General features: G+C 75.4%; 15 protein-coding genes. 4 read left to right on the top strand and 11 right to left on the bottom strand.

Annotated features, from left to right (window positions below; genetic code table 11):
- The first annotated feature begins 64 nt into the window (after window positions 1-64).
- On the top strand, window positions 65-532 hold the full coding sequence (locus tag MUK52_RS31710; RefSeq protein WP_114059255.1) for a nuclear transport factor 2 family protein: 468 nt from the start codon (window positions 65-67) through the stop codon (window positions 530-532).
- Window positions 533-677: 145 nt separating this feature from the next.
- Here the strand turns inward: MUK52_RS31710 and MUK52_RS31705 are convergent, their stop codons facing one another.
- The 5 genes from MUK52_RS31705 to MUK52_RS31685 form a co-directional block, all read right to left on the bottom strand.
- The gene (locus MUK52_RS31705) at window positions 678-941 is read right to left on the bottom strand and encodes an acyl carrier protein (protein ID WP_114059254.1); all 264 of its coding nucleotides are present in this window, start codon (window positions 939-941) and stop codon (window positions 678-680) included.
- Window positions 942-1,014: 73 nt separating this feature from the next.
- Window positions 1,015-2,295, bottom strand: a complete 1,281-nt coding sequence (locus MUK52_RS31700; protein ID WP_284581883.1) for a ketosynthase chain-length factor — start codon at window positions 2,293-2,295, stop codon at window positions 1,015-1,017.
- A gap of 3 nt (window positions 2,296-2,298) precedes the next feature.
- Window positions 2,299-3,564, bottom strand: a complete 1,266-nt coding sequence (locus tag MUK52_RS31695; RefSeq protein WP_284581882.1) for a beta-ketoacyl-[acyl-carrier-protein] synthase family protein — start codon at window positions 3,562-3,564, stop codon at window positions 2,299-2,301.
- Window positions 3,561-4,361 (bottom strand): thioesterase II family protein, encoded by an 801-nt coding sequence (locus tag MUK52_RS31690; RefSeq protein ID WP_284581881.1) that lies wholly within the window; start codon window positions 4,359-4,361, stop codon window positions 3,561-3,563. Before MUK52_RS31690 ends, MUK52_RS31695 begins: the two co-directional genes overlap by 4 nt.
- A gap of 180 nt (window positions 4,362-4,541) precedes the next feature.
- Window positions 4,542-5,363 (bottom strand): AfsR/SARP family transcriptional regulator, encoded by an 822-nt coding sequence (locus tag MUK52_RS31685; RefSeq protein WP_114059486.1) that lies wholly within the window; start codon window positions 5,361-5,363, stop codon window positions 4,542-4,544.
- Between the two features lie 207 nt (window positions 5,364-5,570).
- Here MUK52_RS31685 and MUK52_RS31680 point away from each other — a divergent pair, with 207 nt between their 5' ends.
- A complete protein-coding gene (locus MUK52_RS31680) occupies window positions 5,571-6,680 on the top strand; it encodes an AfsR/SARP family transcriptional regulator (protein WP_284581880.1) in 1,110 nt (369 codons plus the stop codon).
- A 232-nt stretch (window positions 6,681-6,912) separates the two neighbouring features.
- On the opposite strand, the gene MUK52_RS31675 is transcribed toward MUK52_RS31680, so the two are convergent.
- The 5 genes from MUK52_RS31675 to MUK52_RS31655 form a co-directional block, all read right to left on the bottom strand.
- On the bottom strand, window positions 6,913-8,802 hold the full coding sequence (locus MUK52_RS31675) for a beta-ketoacyl synthase N-terminal-like domain-containing protein (RefSeq protein WP_284581879.1): 1,890 nt from the start codon (window positions 8,800-8,802) through the stop codon (window positions 6,913-6,915).
- A gap of 16 nt (window positions 8,803-8,818) precedes the next feature.
- Window positions 8,819-9,538, bottom strand: coding sequence for an acyl carrier protein (locus MUK52_RS31670; RefSeq protein ID WP_284581878.1), 720 nt, complete (start codon window positions 9,536-9,538; stop codon window positions 8,819-8,821).
- The gene (locus tag MUK52_RS31665; protein ID WP_284581877.1) at window positions 9,535-10,230 is read right to left on the bottom strand and encodes a ScbR family autoregulator-binding transcription factor; all 696 of its coding nucleotides are present in this window, start codon (window positions 10,228-10,230) and stop codon (window positions 9,535-9,537) included. Before MUK52_RS31665 ends, MUK52_RS31670 begins: the two co-directional genes overlap by 4 nt.
- 151 nt (window positions 10,231-10,381) lie before the next feature.
- Entirely contained in the window at window positions 10,382-11,263 is an 882-nt protein-coding gene (locus MUK52_RS31660) for an AfsR/SARP family transcriptional regulator (protein WP_114059247.1), read from the bottom strand.
- Between the two features lie 232 nt (window positions 11,264-11,495).
- The gene (locus tag MUK52_RS31655) at window positions 11,496-12,119 is read right to left on the bottom strand and encodes a ScbR family autoregulator-binding transcription factor (RefSeq protein ID WP_284581876.1); all 624 of its coding nucleotides are present in this window, start codon (window positions 12,117-12,119) and stop codon (window positions 11,496-11,498) included.
- 462 nt (window positions 12,120-12,581) lie between these two features.
- Between MUK52_RS31655 and MUK52_RS31650 the strand changes: the two genes are divergently transcribed.
- Window positions 12,582-13,583, top strand: coding sequence for a ScbA/BarX family gamma-butyrolactone biosynthesis protein (locus MUK52_RS31650; protein ID WP_284581875.1), 1,002 nt, complete (start codon window positions 12,582-12,584; stop codon window positions 13,581-13,583).
- 113 nt (window positions 13,584-13,696) lie between these two features.
- Here the strand turns inward: MUK52_RS31650 and MUK52_RS31645 are convergent, their stop codons facing one another.
- Complete coding sequence (locus MUK52_RS31645) at window positions 13,697-14,542, bottom strand: NAD(P)H-binding protein (RefSeq protein ID WP_284581874.1); 846 nt, start codon at window positions 14,540-14,542, stop codon at window positions 13,697-13,699.
- Between the two features lie 137 nt (window positions 14,543-14,679).
- On the opposite strand from MUK52_RS31645, the gene MUK52_RS31640 reads away from it, so the two are divergent.
- Window positions 14,680-15,357 carry a ScbR family autoregulator-binding transcription factor gene (locus tag MUK52_RS31640; protein ID WP_114059243.1) on the top strand — a complete coding sequence of 226 codons (678 nt, stop codon included), beginning with the start codon at window positions 14,680-14,682 and terminating at the stop codon, window positions 15,355-15,357.
- Window positions 15,358-15,486: the final 129 nt, after the last annotated feature.

Genomic DNA, 15,486 nt, shown 5'->3' with positions numbered 1-15,486 from the left:
GGAGGCTTCGAAGGGTGCTCGACCTGGGCCGCAAAGACTGTGGTGACCCGACGGAGGGAATCCCATGAGCACCCGCACCGAATCCGGCATTCGTGCCGAATCAGCGCTGCCTGCGGCCGAATTCGGCCCGCTGTACGCGCAGGTCCAGCAGTTCTACGCCCGCCAGATGCAGCTGTTCGACTCGTTCGAGGCGGAGGGCTGGGCGGCGACGTTCACCGCGGACGCGGTCTTCGACGTGCCGACGCTGCCGGAGCCCGTACGGGGCCGGGCCGGCCTGGTGGCGAACGTACGGCGCAACCGGCAGGCGGAGGAGGCGACCGGGGACCGGCTGCGGCACTGGATCGGCATGCTGGACGTCCGCCCCGCCCCGGACGGCACGCTCCGCACCCGCGCGTACGCCCAGGTCCACCTGACGCCGCGGGGCGGGGAGCCGCGGTTGTACCGGATGTGCGTGATGGAGGACACCCTGGTCCGCGCGGATTCGGGCTGGCAGGTCTCCCGCCGCCTGGTGACCCGCGACGACCTCCGCTGACCGGGCGGGGCGGATGCCCGGCGGGCGGCCGTCGTACGGTGAAGAGCCGCCGCCGGACCGGGCCGGGTGGGCACCCGGCGGTCCGGCGGCGGCTCTCGCGCCCGTCGTCGTCTCGGTACGGGGGCGCCGGAGGCGGCGCCGGCGGTCAGACGGGGGCCCGCTCCGAGAGGACCCGGTTGACCATGTCCAGGTAGCGGCGGGGCGTGTCGGCCTCGTCGAAGTCCTCGCCGTCGAGGACGATGCCGAACTCCCGCTCGATGTAGCCGGTGGTCTGGAGCACGGCGAGGGAGTCGTAGCCGAGCTCGAACCAGTACTGGTCGAGGACGTCGCCGTCGAGGTCGACGCCCTCCTCCTCTCCGGCGCACTCCCGCAGGATGCGGGTCAGACTGCTGAGCTCCAGGCGGTTCATGCAACACCTCTGTTCAGTGGGCGAGGGGGTGTGGGGACGGGCTTGACGACGTACGAAGGGGCGGCCGGGGGGTTCAGGCCGCCGGGGCGCGGACGACGACGGCCGAGTTGAAGCCGCCGCGCCCGCGGGCCAGGACCAGCGCCGTGCGCAGCCGCAGCCCGGTGCGGGGGGCGCCCGTGACGAGGTCGACGGGGCAGTCGTCGGCGGGGGCGGAGGTTCCGGTGGTCGGCGGGACGACCTGCTCGTGCAGCGCCATCAGCGCGGCGGCAAGGTCGAGGGCGGATCCGCCGGCGGCGAGCCGCCCCGTCATCGATTTCGGGGCGGTGACGGGCACGGCCCGCGGCCCGAACAGCTCCGCGAGGGCCTCGGCTTCGCGGCGGTCGGCGGTGCGTTCGCCGGCGGCGTCGGCGAAGACGACGTCCACGTCGCCGGGTCCGATGCCGGCGTCGGCGAGTGCGGCCTCGGCCGCGGCGCCCAGCCGGCAGCCGCTGCTCACGGCACCGCCCGAGGCGCCGCCGGCAGGCCCGCCGGCGGACCCGCTGCCAGGCCCGTCGAACGCGGCCCCGTGCCCGGCGATCACCCCGTAGGCGCGCGCCCCGCGCTCCCGCGCCCGCGCGGCGTCCTCCAGGACCAGGTGCGCCCCGCCCTCGCCGACCACGTACCCGCTCGCGTCCGGGTCGAACGGCAGGTAGGCGCGCGCCGGGTCGGGCTCGGTGCTCAGCCCGCCGCCCGCGAGGTGCGCGGCCCACCCCCACGGGCACAGCGAGGAGTCGATGCCGCCGGTGATGACGAGGTGGGCGCCCTTGCGGATCTGCCGCCGGGCGTGCGCGGTCGCGTCCAGGCCTCCGGCCTGCTCGGTGACGATGACGCCGCTGGCGCCGCGCAGCCCGTGCCGGATGGAGATCTGGCCGCTGTTGACGGCGTAGAACCAGGCGAAGGACTGGTAGGCGCTGACGTGCCGGCCGCCGCGGCTCCACAGCGCCTCCAGCTCGCGCTGCCCGAACTCGAACCCGCCGGCGGAGTTGGCGGTGACGACGCCGGCCGCGTAGTCGGGCAGGTCGGCGGGGTCGGCGCCGGCGTCGTCGAGGGCCTCCTTGGCGGCGGCGAGCGACAGGCGGGTGACCCGGTCGGTCTGCTGGAGGAGCCGGCTCGGGACGTGCTCCTCGTCGACGAACCCGGGGACCTCGCCCGCAAGCCGCACCGGGTAGGGGGAGGCGTCGAAGCGGGTCAGCGGGCGGATGCCGCTCTCGCCGCGGAGTACGGCGGCCCACCAGGCCTTCAGGCCGAGGCCGTTGGGGGCGGCGACGCCGATCCCGGTGACGGCGGGGGCGGTGGCGGTGGCTGCGGTGCTCATCGGTCAGTCCTCGGCCTTCGGGGTGAGTCCGGGGTCGGTCAGGATCATCGCGCTCTGGAAGCCGCCGAAGCCGCTGCCGACGGTCAGGACGGCGTCGGTGCGCCGCGAGCGGGCGGTGAGCGGGGTGTAGTCGAGGTCGCAGGCGGGGTCCGGCTCGTGCAGGTTCGCGGTCGGCGGGACGGTGTCGTGCTCGATGGCGAGGGCGCAGGCGGCGACCTCCAGCGCGCCGATGGCGCCGAGGGAGTGGCCGATCATCGACTTGATGGAGCTGACGGGCACCTCGTACGCGTGCTGTCCGAGGGCCCGTTTGAAGGCCTCGGTCTCGTGCTTGTCGTTCTGCTTGGTGCCGGAGCCGTGCGCGTTGACGTAGTCGATCCGGTCGGGCGCGAGGCGCGCCTCGTCGAGGGCGGCGGTGATGGCGGCAGCCATCTCGACGCCGTCGGGGCGCAGCCCGGTCATGTGGTACGCGTTGCTGCGCGAGGCGAAACCGGCGATCTCGGCGTAGATGTGTGCGCCGCGGCGGCGGGCGTGCCCGTACTCCTCCAGGACGAGGACGGCGCAGCCTTCGCCGAGGACGAAGCCGTTGCGGGTGGCGTCGAAGGGGCGGGAGGCGGTCGCCGGGTCGTCGTTGCGGGTGGAGGTGGCGCGGATCGCGTCGAAGCAGGCCGCGGTGATCGGCGTGATGGGCGCTTCGGTCGCGCCGGCGAGCATGACGTCGGCGCTGCCCTCGCGGACGAGGTCGACGGCGTGCCCGATCGCGTCGAGGCCGGAGGTGCATCCGGTGGAGACGAGCGCGACGGGCCCCTGGGCGCCGGCGGCGCGGGCCACTTCGGCGGCCATGGAGCTGGGCACGAGGTAGTCGTGCAGGTGGGCGACGGCCTTGGTGTGGTCGACGAGGCGGCGCGTGCCGCGCTCGCTGACGACGCCGTACTCGGCGTCGAGCCCGGTGGTGCAGCCGAGGGCGCTGCCGAGGGTGACGCCGGTGCGGACGGGGTCGGCGGCGGCGCCCGCGTCGGCGAGGGCCTCGCGGGCGGCGGTGAGGGCGAACTGGGCGGCGCGGTCGAGGCGGGTGCGCTCCTCGGCGGTGAAGCCGTGGGCGACGGGGTCGAAGTCGGCCTCGGCGGCGACGCGGGAGCGGAAGGAGGAGGCGTCGAAGAGGCTGATCGCGCGGGTGGCGGTGCGGCCCTCGGTGAGCAGGGACCAGAACTCCCGGGTGCCGGGCCGGCCGGGGGCGACGACTCCGATGCCGGTGATGACGACGCGCCTCATCGCGCCCCTCCCTGTTCCCGATCCTGCTGCTGTCGCTGCGCTTCCTGCTGCTGTTGCTGTTGCTGTTGCTGTTGCAGCTGCTGTGCGCGGCTGCGCCGGACGATGCGGGCGGCCCGGCCGAGGAGCCGCGGCAGCTCGCGGTCGCGGACGAAGAAGTGGCCGCCGGGCAGGGTCCGCTGCACGAAGCGGCCGGTGGTCCAGTCCCCCCACGCGGCGAGCGCGCCGGCGTCGGCGAGGCGGTCGTCGGCGCCGCCCACGGCGAGCAGCGGTACGTCGACGGGGCCGTCGGCGGCGGCGCGCAGGGCCAGGGCGAGGCGCAGGTCGTCGCGGAGGACGGGCATGACGTGCCGGTGCCACACGTCGCCGGGCCGGGTGTCGGGCGGCGCGGCACCGTACCGGTCGAGGACGGCGAGGAGTTCGGCGTCGGGCAGTTCGGCGGCGGCCGCGAGCACGGCGGGCGTGCCGGGCGGCGGGCAGGCGCCGACGGCGAGCAGCGCGGGCTGCGGCAGCCCGGTCTGCCGGAGGGCGCGGGCGACGGTGTAGGCGATGGTCGCGCCGAGGCTGTGCCCGTACAGGACGTACGGGACACCGGGCTCGTCGGCGATGTGCTCGAACAGCGGTCCCAGGTCGGCGAGGAGCGCCTCGCGGGTGGTGACGCGCGGCTCGCGGCGGCGCCGGTCGCGGCCGGGCAGCGGCCAGGCGACGGTGTCGACGCCGCTGCCCGTGCTCCGGCTCCAGCGCCGGAACGCGGAGTCCCCGGCCCCTGCGTGCGCGAAGCAGTGCAGTCGTACCGCCATCTCCACCCTCCCCGTTCCGCGATGTCGTCCCGACCCTCGCGGAAGCCGCTGGAGACCTGCTCGAACCCCGCTGCGCGCCTGCTGGACCGCCACCGCGCGCGGCCCGGCGCGGCGGGCACGGCAGGAACGGCAGGAGCGGGGCGGCAGCGGCTTTCGGCAGCGGCAGCGGGCGCCGGGCCGCTAGGCGGCGTACAGGTCGAACGTGGACACCCGGCGCGGTCCCGCGACCACGTCGAGGGCCGGGTCGACGGTCAGCATCGCCTGGTGCAGCCGCTGCAGCTGCGGCGACGGCTCCACACCCAGCTCGTCGATCAGCCGGGCGCGCAGCCTGCGGTAGACGTCGAGCCCGGTGGCCTGGCGGCCCGAGCGGTACAGCGCGACCATCGCCTGCGAGTGCAGGCCCTCGTGCTGCGGGTGCCGGGCGATCAGCTCGGCGAGCTCGGCGAGGAGTTCGGTGTGCCGGCCGAGCCGCAGGTCGGCGTCGATGCGCCGCTCGACGGTGACGAGGCGGCTCTCCTCCAGCCGCATGACCTCGATCTCCAGGATCGGGCCGACCCGCACGTCGACGAGGGCCGGGCCCTGCCATATGGCGAGGGCCTTGCGCAGCATGTCGGCGGCCTGCTCGTCGTCGCCCGCCTCGAAGGCGCTCTGGCCGCCCGAGACGAGCGTCTCGTACTCGTGGACGTCCACGGACTGCGGCTGCACCTGGAGCAGGTACCCGCCGTGCCGGGTCGCGAGGACGTCCTTGGCGCTGCCGGGCGTGCCGGGGCCCATGGCGGTGCCCAGCCGCCTGCGCAGCTGGAGGATGTACGTCTGGAGGGTCGTGAGCGCGCTCTGGGGCAGGTTCGTTCCCCAGATCTCCTCCATCAGGGTGGGTACGGGCATCACGCGGCCCGGGTACAGGGCGAGCAGCGCCAGGATCTGCCGCGGCTTGCCGGCCGTCGGAACAATCGACGCCCCGTTGACTTCGGCACTCAACGGACCCAGAACCTGAATCTTCATGGATTCCTCCGCCTGTTTGTCGAGTCCCATCGATTTTCAGACTCCGAACGGGAACGGTAGCCCGGCCCCGGACAATGTCCCGGAATTCTTGAGCGGGCGTCGAGCGGGCCTCCGACGGCGGCGCTTGCAGCGCCTGTTCGAGCTGCTAGATTTCGAACCGGGGTCGGTTTTTGCGCGCATCCCACCGGATCTCCGGGAGGAGGCAGCATGGAATTCGGCGCGTACAGCGGCAGCGGGGTGGAGTTCCGCATCCTGGGCCCGGTGGAGGTCCACGACGGCCGGACCGGGACGCGGGTCGTGCCGTCGGGCCCGAAGCAGCGGACCCTGCTCGCCGCGCTGGTCGTACGGGCCGGGGAGGTGCTGGCCGCGGACCGGCTCATCGACGAGCTGTGGGGCGACCACCCTCCGGCGTCCGCCGCGAACGCCCTGCAGGCGCACGTGGCGCGGCTGCGCCGGCTGCTGCCGCAGGGCCCGGCCGGCCCGGACGGCGGCGAGGCGGAGTGGATCAGCACGCACCCGCTGGGCTACCTGCTGCAGCCGGGCGGCGCGTCGAGCGACGCGCAGCGCTTCCAACTGCTGTCCGCGGAGGGCCGCGCGCTCCTCGCCGGGGAACCGGACCGGGCGGCGGGCCTGCTGCGGTCGGCGCTCGCGCTGTGGCGGGGTCCGGCTCTGGACGGCGGGGCGCGCGGGCCGATCTGCGCGGGCGAGGCGGACCGGCTGGAAGAGCTGCGGCTGACGACGCTGGAGACGCTGTACGAGGCGCGGCTGCGCTGCGGCCGGCACGCCGACTCGGTGCGGGAGCTGGAGCGGCTGACGGCCCGCCACCCGCTGCGGGAGCGGTTCTACGACCTGCTGATGCTGGCCCTGTACCGGTGCGGCCGGCAGGGCGAGGCGCTCGGCGTGTACGAGCGCGCCCGCCGTCGGCTGGTGGACGGGCTCGGCGTGGAGCCGGGGCCGGCGCTGCACGGCCGGATGGAGGAGATCCTGCGGCACGCCCCCTCCCTGGCGGCCCCGGGGCCGGCCGCGGCGGCGTACGCGGGCCCGGGCCAGGCGGCGGACCAGGCGGCGGACGCGGAGGCGGAGCTGCCGGCGCTGCGGCGGGAGATCGCACTGCTGGGCGACCGGATCGCCGTACTGGGCCGGCAGCAGCAGGTCCTGTTGCGGCGGCTCCAGGAGCTGTCCGGTGCGACGGCCCGCCCGAGCCTGCCACGGCTGGTTCCGGATGACGGCCCGCGGGCCTCGGAGGCGCTTGCCGATCCGACGTGGGGGCTTTCCCCGGCGGTCAATTCCGACAGGGCTCCGGCGCCCTTCGGATAACCGTGCGGTATTTTCCGTCCGATTCTCGACCGGGAGGCTGCCCGGCGAGTGGGCCGCGGTCCTCCGGAGCGTTTTCCGGTTCGGCCGCCGGAAAAAGACCGGACGATGCCCGGAAGGCCCGCGGAAGGCGACTCGAGGACGGTTCGCAGAGAAGTTACGGGAAAAGCAGGGCGCGGCCGGGCCGGTCTGCCGCCCCGCGGCGGGCGTGCGGCACGGCCCATGCCCGCGTGCGCTACCGGGCGGGGCCGCCGCCGAGCCAGTGGGTGCTGCGCAGGAACGCCGACGGCGGCAGCGGGACGACCGCCGCCCCGGCCCCGGACCGGCCCTGCTCCAGCACGGCCCAGTCCACGTCGACGCCGGCCAGCCACAGGTCGCGCAGCTGGTCCAGGCGGCGGCCCGCCCACAGGGCGGCGAGGTAGGGGCCGGTCTCGGGCACGGCGCCCAGGCGCAGCGGGTCGGCGCCGCCGTGGCGGAGGTCGGTCGCGTCCTGCGGGGCGAGGCCGGCGAGCTGTCGGGCCAGCCGCTCGGTGTCGGTGGCGAGCACGGCGTACCGGCAGGGCATGGGCGCACGGCCGGTGCGGAGGCTGCGGGCGACGGCCGCCAGCCCGGGCGCGGGGCCCGGGGCGGCGAGGAAGCCGGCCAACCGGTGTGCCGTGGCGGCCAGATGGGCCGGGGTGGGCCCGGAGAGCAGCACCAGTTCGGCCTCCTCCGCGCCCGGTTCCCCGGCCCGCTCGCCGGCCCGCTCCCCGGCCCGGACCCGTACGGTCGCGGCGGCTTGCGGCGGCGGTGCGGCCCGCCCGGGGGCGTACGCCTCCAGGACCGCGTACGCCTCCACGCCGCCCGCACCCCGTACGCGGACCGCGGCGCGCTCCGGGCCCGCCGTGCGGGCCGGATCGACCGTGCCGGCCGGATCCGCGTCCTCGGCCGGGGGCCGGCCGGGCCGGGGCAGCGGTGTGCCGTGGCGCAGTCGGAGCACGGCGCGGGCGAGCACGGCCACGCCGGTGGCGGCCCCGGCGTCGCCGACGGCGGCGGCCACCGAGGCGGCGTCCTCCACAGGCGGCGGCGCGGCCGCACCGGGGCCGCTCTCGCGGAGGGCGGCCCGGACGAGCCGCTCCGCGGGCGCCCCGGCCGCGTCCGGTCCGGCGGGGACGTACCCGACGGCGCTGCCGCGGACGAGGCAGTGCACGGTGTCCCCGTCGGCGAGGGCCCGTTCGAGGGGTTTCAGCACGACGGCGCCGACGGCCTCGCCCGCTCCGGAAGGCCGGCCGGAGGGGTGCAGCAGCAGCCGTACGCCGCCGACGAGGGCCGCCCGGCACTCCCCGCGGCGCAGCGCGGCCAGCGCATGGTGGAGGGCGACCAGGACGGAGGACTCTGCGGTGTCGAGGGTGAGGCTGGGGCCGGTCAGGTGCAGCAGTGCGGACACGCGGTTGGCGAGGTTCCAGGTGTCGGGGCGGGGCAGCGGGCCGCCGCCGCCCGGCTCGCCGTCCGCGGCGGCGGCAGCGGCGGCGGCGAGCAGGGCGTATTCACCGCTGCCGGCGCCCGCGTACACGCCGACGCTGCGGGGTGTGCCGTCGTCGGTGCGCAGGGCGTCGAGGCGGCTTCCGGTGCAGCCGGCGTCTTCCAGCGCCTCCCAGGCGGTCTCGAGGAAGAGCCGTTCCTGCGGGTCGGCGAGCGCGGCGTCGGCGGGGTCGATGCCGAAGAACTCGGCGTCGAAGTCCTGTACGGCGTCCAGGTAGTGGCCGGTGCCGGTGGCTGCCCGGCCGGGCGGCGGGGCGGAGGCGGTGGAGTGCCCGCGGCGCAGCTGCCGCCACACGGCGGCGGTGTCGGGGGCCTGCGGCTGGCGGAGGGCCATGCCGACGACGGCGACCGGCGCGGCGGCAGCGGCCTCCTCGCGGCGCGGCACGGGGGCCGCACCGGGCGGCGGCGCGACCGGGCCAGCCGGGGCGGCCGGGCAGGCCGGGACAACCGGGGCGGCCGGGGCGGCCAGGGCGGCCGGGGCGGCAGAAGCGGCAGGAGGGGCGACCGGCGCGGGCGCCGGGACGGCTCCGGCGAGCAGGGCCATGGCCTGTCCGCGGTCCAGTGTCCCGTCGCGGAACCGGGTCAGGATCTCCCTCTCGTCCATCCGGACGCGACTTCTGCTAGCCGTGCCGCGACAGCAGGACGAGGGCTTCGTCCACGGTGAGCCGGTCGTCGCGCACGGCGTCGAGCAGGACGTCGAGCTCGCGCGCGCCGAGGGCAGCGGGTGGGCGCGGCGCGGTCCGCAGGAGTCCGGCGACGTGCTCGGACAGGGCGGCCAGGTCGGGGTGGTCGTAGAGGACGACCGCGCGTTCCCGCAGGCCGAAGGTGCGGTTGAGGGTGGCGACGAACTCGGCGCCGAGGACGGAGTCCACGTTGAGGCCGGTGAAGTCGGCGGCGGGGCCGATCTCCCACACGTCGCAGCCGAGGACGGCGGCGAGCTGTTCGCGCAGCACCTCGGCGATCTCTCCGGCGGGCGGGGATGCCGGCGGGCCTGCTTCCGCGGCGGCGGGCGGCGCCTGCGCCGGGCGGCGGCCGGGGCGGGGGCGGGGGGCGGCGGTCCGGTGCAGTTCCGCGGCCACCTGCGCGGCGAACGACTCCGGGGTGGGGTGGTCGTAGAGGTCGGTCGGGAGGATGGCCGTGCCGTGGCGGGCGTTGACGACCGCGACGAGTTCGACGGTCAGCAGGGAGTCCATGCCGAGGGACCGGAAGGTCTGCCGCGGGTCGATCCGGGCGGCGTCGATTCGCAGGACGTCGCCGAGGACGCCGACGACGTCGGCCAGGACCTCGGCGGGCGGGGGTGCGGGTGCGGCTTCGGGGAGCGGGTGTTCACCGGTCGTCATCGGCGGCACTCCAGGGGTTCGGCGGTACCGGGGCGGCGCTGCGCCGCCACGGGCGCGGGCGGCCCGGCCGGCTCCTCCCCGGGCGGGCGGAGGGCGTACGCGGCGGCGGCAGTGCCGGGGACGAGGCCGGGCAGCAGCAGCTCCCACATGGCGGCGACCCTGCTGCGCAGTTCGTCGTTCGGCATGCCGGCGGCGGCGAGGGCCTCGATACCGCAGGCGGCCGCGGCGACGAGCGACTCCGCGCTCTCCCAGCCGAGCCCCGGCCGCAGTTCGCCCGCATCGCGGGCCTGCCGCAGCAGCGTGCGGACGGCGCCGAGCCATGCCCGGTGGAAGTCCGCGGTCCCGGCGGGCCGGCCGGTGCACTCCTTGGTGATGCGGAAGCTCGCCGGGACGGCGGGGTCGTCGTGCAGGGCGCGGGCCAGCCAGTGCGTGGTGGTGACCAGCGCCTGCAGCGGGGAGGCCCCGGCGGCGCGCAGCTCGTGCACGGTCTCGCCGAGGAGGGCTGCACCGCGCTGCTGGACGGCTTCGGCGAGTTCGTCCTTGGAGCCGAAGTGGAAGTACAGGGCGCCCTTGGTGACGCCGGCGGTGCGGGCGATGTCGCCGAGCGTGGACTGCGCGTAGCCGTTGCGGTGGAACATCTCGGCGCCGGCCCGGACGAGCCGCCGGCGGGTGCGCTCCGACCTCTCCTGCACGGCTCCGCCTCCCCGGCCTGCGGCCCTGCCGCCGGCCCTGCCCGCGCTGCCCGCGGCCCCGGCCCTGCCTGCGGTCCCGGCCGCGGTCCTGCCTGCGGTCCCGGCCGCGGCGCCCGCGGCCCCGGCTGTGGTCCTGCGCGCGCCGGCCATGTCAGCCGACGCGCACGAGCCGCTCGCTGGCCGCCTTGGCGGCGCTGTCGAGCTGGTTCTCCGGGGCCGCCATCAGGATGGAGCGCTGCAGTCTGCGCAGGGCCGCGGAGGGTTCGATGCCCAGCTCCCGCACGAGGGTGGCGCGCAGCCGCTGGTAGACGTCGAGGGCTTCGCCGCGGCGGCCGGAGCGGTGCAGAGCCAGCATGAACTGGCCGTGCAGGTTCTCGTGGGTGCGGTAGCGGCTGACGAGGACGGTGAGCTCGGCGAGCAGCTCGCGGTGCCGGCCGAGGCGCATGTCGGCCTCGATGCGCTGGTCGAGGGCGCAGAGCCGGGTCTCCTCCAGCCGCCGCGTCTCCATGTCGAGCTGGACGCCGCCCTGGACGTCGGCGAAGGCCGGGCCGGACCACAGGGACAGCGCCTCGCGGAGCAGCCGGGCCGCGCCGGGGAAGTCGTCCGCGTCCATGGCGCGGTAGCCCATGCCGGCGAGGCGGTCGAACTCGCGGACGTCGCTGGTGCCGCCGCCGCTGTTGAGCAGGTAGCCGCCGGGCAGGGTGACGAGGACGTCCTTGGCGGTGCGCCGGCCTGCGGCCGCCGCGCCCTCCGCGGGGTGCCCGTCCGGGCCGGTCCCGGCGGACCGGGCGGCGGCCTCGTCGAGGGCTGCGGCGATGAGGGCCCGCAGCTGGAGGACGTATGTCTGGAGGGTGGTGCGGGCGCTGCGCGGCGGGGTGCCCGCCCACAGCTCCTCGATGAGGGCCGAGACCGGGACGACCTGGTCGGCATGGAGCGCGAGCAGCGCCAGAACCTGTCGCGGCTTGGGGGCGGTCGGCGTAATGGAGACGCCCTGTTCCCGAACCGCCAGTGTGCCCAGTACTTCGATGTCCACGCCGTACTCCCCTGGTTCGTGGATGAGCCGCACTCAGTAAAAAACAGGTCCGACGGTTTGTCAATACAAAACCGACCGTGCTGTTTTGATGCCCGGTCACCCTTGAGGCTCGCTCAACTTGCCTGTTCAGTAGGCGAGTTCACGCGTGTGTGACCAGGCGGCAACCTCGCGGACCACAGCCGCATCTCACCGGAATCATGTCGCGTCCCGCCTGAAACAGACCGGAGGGTCTCTACAGCGGGCGGGCTCCCGCGACCTCGATCCCCTTGACGACCGCTTCCGGCACGAGGGCCGGAAGCAGCAGCCGCCAGAGCCCGGCGACCGCGGCGGCCGAGAGCCATTCCGCGTCGCGGGCGCCGAGGACCTCCAGGCCCGTGGTGGCCGCGGCCACGGCGGCCGCCGCGTCCCGCACCGCCACCCCGGCACGGAGCTCCCCGGCCGCCTCCGCGCCCCGTACGGCCTCCTCGACCCAGGCGCGCCAGTGCCCGCGCAGGTCGTGCCGGGGCGGGCGGGAGGACTCTCCGGCCAACTGGAAGCCGGCCCGGAGCACGGGGTCGGCGCGCAGGGCGCCGGCAAGGCGGTGGGTCACGTCGACGAGATGCTGCACCCGGCCCGCGCCGGGTGCCGGGAGCGGCCCGCCGACCAGCTCCGCAAGGCGCGCGAGGGCGGCGGCCTCGACGGCGTCGGCCAGGACGGCCTTGCTCGCGAAGTGGAAGTGCAGGGCCCCGTTGCTCACCCCGGCCAGCGAGCTGATCGCGGCGAGCGAGGCGACCGAGTACCCCTCTCTGCCGAAGACCTCGGCTGCGGACCGGATCAGCGTTCCACGCGTGCGGACGGCGCGCTCCTGCTTGGTCATCGACTGCTCCGTCAGTGCCGGGGTGCCGTGCTCGCCGAAGACGGACCGGAGTCGTGCTCGGAAGCCGCGCACACGGAAGGGGGCAGGCCAGCAGCCCCAACTGACGACGACTCTAACAAACCGCCCAAGCGGTTTTTACAGCACGTCGACACGCAACCCGCCACAGGGGCGCAGTTCGGACACGCCCGGCCTCCCGTCACGGCACGGTTCGTTCGAGGCCCCCTCAAGGGCCACTCAGGGCCGACTCATGCCCCTCCCCCACCCCCACACCACAGCGACCAGCGGAAACGCCGGACGGGGGCCAACTCGCGGGCAAGGGGCGGGCAACACGGAGTCAACGCGTCCGCCAATTTCGGCATCGCGCTCCGACAGCCACTAGAAATTAAACCGGTTGGTATGTAGTTTTCCCGGCCAAGGGCAACCCGCACCCGACTCGCTCTCAAACGGACCCAGGGGGGATCGATGTCTGCGAGCACGTTCCAGGTTGAGCGCACCACGTTCGACGGAGACATGAGGGCGGCCTTCGCGGCCTTCGCCGCCCGGCCCGGCAGTTCCTTCTCCACACCGCTGACGACGACGGTCCCGAAGGAGCTGGTGCACCGCTCGGCCGTCGCCGAGGTGGTGCTCACCGACTGGGCCAGAGTGGACGACACGCACTTCGTGATGGCGGCCCAGTGGCCGCGCGGCCACAGCTTCTTCACCCCCGTCGCCGGCGGCCACCACGACCCGCTGATCGCCTGCGAGACCGTCCGCCAGATCGGGATCCTGCTGGGGCACGCCGAGTTCGGCGTGCCGTTCGGCCACCACTTCGCCATCCGGGACATCCACATCGACGTCGAGCCCCGGCACCTGCGGGTCGGCCTCGAACCCGCTGCACTGACGATCGACGTCACCTGCACCGAGGTCAACCGGCGCGGAACCGCTCTGTCAGGTCTGCGCTTCGAGGCGGTCCTGCACCGGGACGGCCACGTCGTCGCCACCGGCGGCGGCTCCTTCTCCTGCATGGCGCCCGCCGTCTACCGCCGGATCCGCAGCGGCCACACCCTCGACGGCGACTGGTACCGGCTGCCGCTGATCAGCCCGGCGGCCCCGCAGAGCGTGGGCCGCATGTCGCCCATGGACGTCGTGCTCTCCCCCACCGGCGAGCAGGACCTCTGGCGGCTGCGCGTGGACACGAGCCACCCCGTGCTGTTCGAGCACGCGGTGGACCACGTGCCGGGCATGGTCCTGCTGGAGGCCGCCCGCCAGGCCACGGCCGCCGCGCTCGGCCGCTCCTCCTACCTGCCCCTCGGCCTGGCCAGCGAGTTCACGAAGTACGCGGAGCTGGACACCCCCTGCATGATCGAGGCGGTGCGCGCCCCGCACACCGGCCCCGACGGCGAGGAGACCGTGGTGGTGACGGCCCGCCAGGCGGGCGAGGCCGTCTTCACCTCCACGGTCAGGGCGGGCCGCCACGGGTCGTGACGGCCAGGCCGGGCCCCGGAGCGGCGCCGCGTACGCCACCACCCCCCACGCCCGCCGCCACCCCCCGCTCGCCCGGCCACCCGCCGCCGCCCGGCCGGCCCGGCGCCGGGCCGTCACCCGCCGGCGAAGGCCGCCAGGTGGTCGGCCGCCCACCGGCGGAATGAGCCTGCAGGCCGCCCCAGCAGGCATGGAACCGCAGCGCCCACGGCGGCCTTCGCCCCGGCCCGCTGCCGCTCCGCGCTCTTCAGCAGCGCCTCGACGACCTCCGCGGGGTAGCGGGCGGCGAGCACGGCGCGTGCCTGCTCCGCACCCAGTTCCTCAAACCGCAGCGGCCGCCCCAGCAGCCCGGCGAGCACGGCCGTCTGCCCGGCGGCGGTGAGCGCTTCGGGACCGGTCAGCGTGTGCGCCCCGCCCGGCGGTATCAGCCCGGTGAGCGCCCGTACGGCCACCTCGGCGACGTCCCGGGGGTCGACGCAGGAGTTGGGCGAGCGGCCGTGGAGGGCCCGCACCACCCCCTGCTCGCGGACGGACCCGGCCCAGGAGAGCGCGTTCGACATGAAGGAGCGGGGGCGCAGCAGGGTCCAAGCCGTCCCGCAGGTGCGCAGCAGTTCCTCGTTGCGCCGCTGCCAGCGGGTGACGGCGTCGTCGGCGAGGGGGTCCTCGACCGCGGCGGCGGAGAGCTTGACGATGTGCCCCACCCCGGCGGACCGCGCGGCCTGCAGGAACCGGCCGTCGTCCTCCTCCACACGGCTGGTGACGAGGAAGACCGCGTCCGCGCCCTCCAAGGCGGCCGCCACGGAGCGCGGATCGCCGAAGTCGCCGTGGACGACCTCGGCGGCCGCGGGCGCTCCCACGACGCGTTCCGGCACCCGGGCCATCACGCGAACGCGCACGTCGGAGGGGAGGAGGCGGAGCACTTCGCGGCCGATCGTGCCGCTGCCGCCGGTCACAAGGATCATGGGCGTCCCAACTTGACTGAAAGTTACACCTGTTAGTGGTGCAGGGTCCTCGGAGCCGTTACGCTTTGTAAAATACGAACTGGACGGTTTTTTCTGAGCCTTCATCGGTTCGCCCAACCCGAGGAGGAAGGTGTCACGTGGCTGAGCAGGTCCGTGCCATCCGCACACGCAAGACGATCCTCTCCGCAGCGGCCAAGATCTTCGAAGAGCGCGGCTACCAGGCGGCGACGATCTCCGAGATCCTCACCACCGCAGGGGTGACGAAGGGGGCACTGTACTTCCACTTCCAGTCGAAGGAAGACCTCGCGCAGGGAGTCCTCGCCGAACAGGACCAGCAGCTCTCCGTCCCGCCGCGGGCATCCAAGATGCAGGAGATCGTGGATGTGGTGATGCTGCACGCGCACCGCCTCCAGACCGACCCGATGGTGCGCGCCGGGGTCCGCCTGTCGATGGACCAGCTGGCCCAGGGCCTGGACCGCAGCGGCCCGTTCCTGCGGTGGGGCGAGGTCGGCCTGGAGCTGCTCCAGCGGGCGCAGGCGCAAGGCGAGCTGCTGCCGCACGTCGTGCCCTCCGAGACCGCCGACGTCATCGTCGGGTCCTTCGCGGGCATCCAGTCGATGTCGCAGGCGATCTGCGAGTACCAGGACCTGGTGGGCCGGGTGTCGGCGCTGATGCGCCACGTCCTGCCGAGCGTGGTCATCCCCTCCGTGCTGGCCGCGCTGGACCTGTCCGAGCACCGGGGCGCCGCCGTGTACGCGGAGGCCATGGAGAACCTCGCCGCCGCCCGTGAGGCCGCGCCCGCCGGCGCCGCCTGACGACCGCCGCCGCCGGGCCCGGGGCACGCCCGCCGCCCGGCCCGGCGCCGACGCGGCAGGCGCGGCCGCTCCGGCCGCCGCCTCCCAACTGCCGCTCCCGTGAACCTTCTTCGGGGCGGCGTGCGACAG

It is taken from the genome of Streptomyces sp. 2P-4 (assembly GCF_030167965.1).
In the GTDB taxonomy this organism is placed as follows: domain Bacteria; phylum Actinomycetota; class Actinomycetes; order Streptomycetales; family Streptomycetaceae; genus Streptomyces; species Streptomyces globosus_A.
This window is presented reverse-complemented; position numbering and strand designations above follow the sequence as displayed.

Excerpts from the sequence above, each read along its gene's own strand:
- MUK52_RS31680 (WP_284581880.1), top strand. The coding sequence starts at position 5,571 with ATGGAATTCGGCGCGTACAGCGGCAGCGGGGTGGAGTTCCGCATCCTG.
- MUK52_RS31655 (WP_284581876.1), bottom strand. The coding sequence starts at position 12,119 with ATGACCAAGCAGGAGCGCGCCGTCCGCACGCGTGGAACGCTGATCCGG.
- MUK52_RS31705 (WP_114059254.1), bottom strand. The coding sequence starts at position 941 with ATGAACCGCCTGGAGCTCAGCAGTCTGACCCGCATCCTGCGGGAGTGC.
- MUK52_RS31710 (WP_114059255.1), top strand. The coding sequence starts at position 65 with ATGAGCACCCGCACCGAATCCGGCATTCGTGCCGAATCAGCGCTGCCT.
- MUK52_RS31695 (WP_284581882.1), bottom strand. The coding sequence starts at position 3,564 with ATGAGGCGCGTCGTCATCACCGGCATCGGAGTCGTCGCCCCCGGCCGG.
- MUK52_RS31675 (WP_284581879.1), bottom strand. The coding sequence starts at position 8,802 with ATGGACGAGAGGGAGATCCTGACCCGGTTCCGCGACGGGACACTGGAC.
- MUK52_RS31690 (WP_284581881.1), bottom strand. The coding sequence starts at position 4,361 with ATGGCGGTACGACTGCACTGCTTCGCGCACGCAGGGGCCGGGGACTCC.
- MUK52_RS31650 (WP_284581875.1), top strand. The coding sequence starts at position 12,582 with ATGTCTGCGAGCACGTTCCAGGTTGAGCGCACCACGTTCGACGGAGAC.
- MUK52_RS31645 (WP_284581874.1), bottom strand. The coding sequence starts at position 14,542 with ATGATCCTTGTGACCGGCGGCAGCGGCACGATCGGCCGCGAAGTGCTC.
- MUK52_RS31670 (WP_284581878.1), bottom strand. The coding sequence starts at position 9,538 with ATGACGACCGGTGAACACCCGCTCCCCGAAGCCGCACCCGCACCCCCG.
- MUK52_RS31685 (WP_114059486.1), bottom strand. The coding sequence starts at position 5,363 with ATGAAGATTCAGGTTCTGGGTCCGTTGAGTGCCGAAGTCAACGGGGCG.
- MUK52_RS31700 (WP_284581883.1), bottom strand. The coding sequence starts at position 2,295 with ATGAGCACCGCAGCCACCGCCACCGCCCCCGCCGTCACCGGGATCGGC.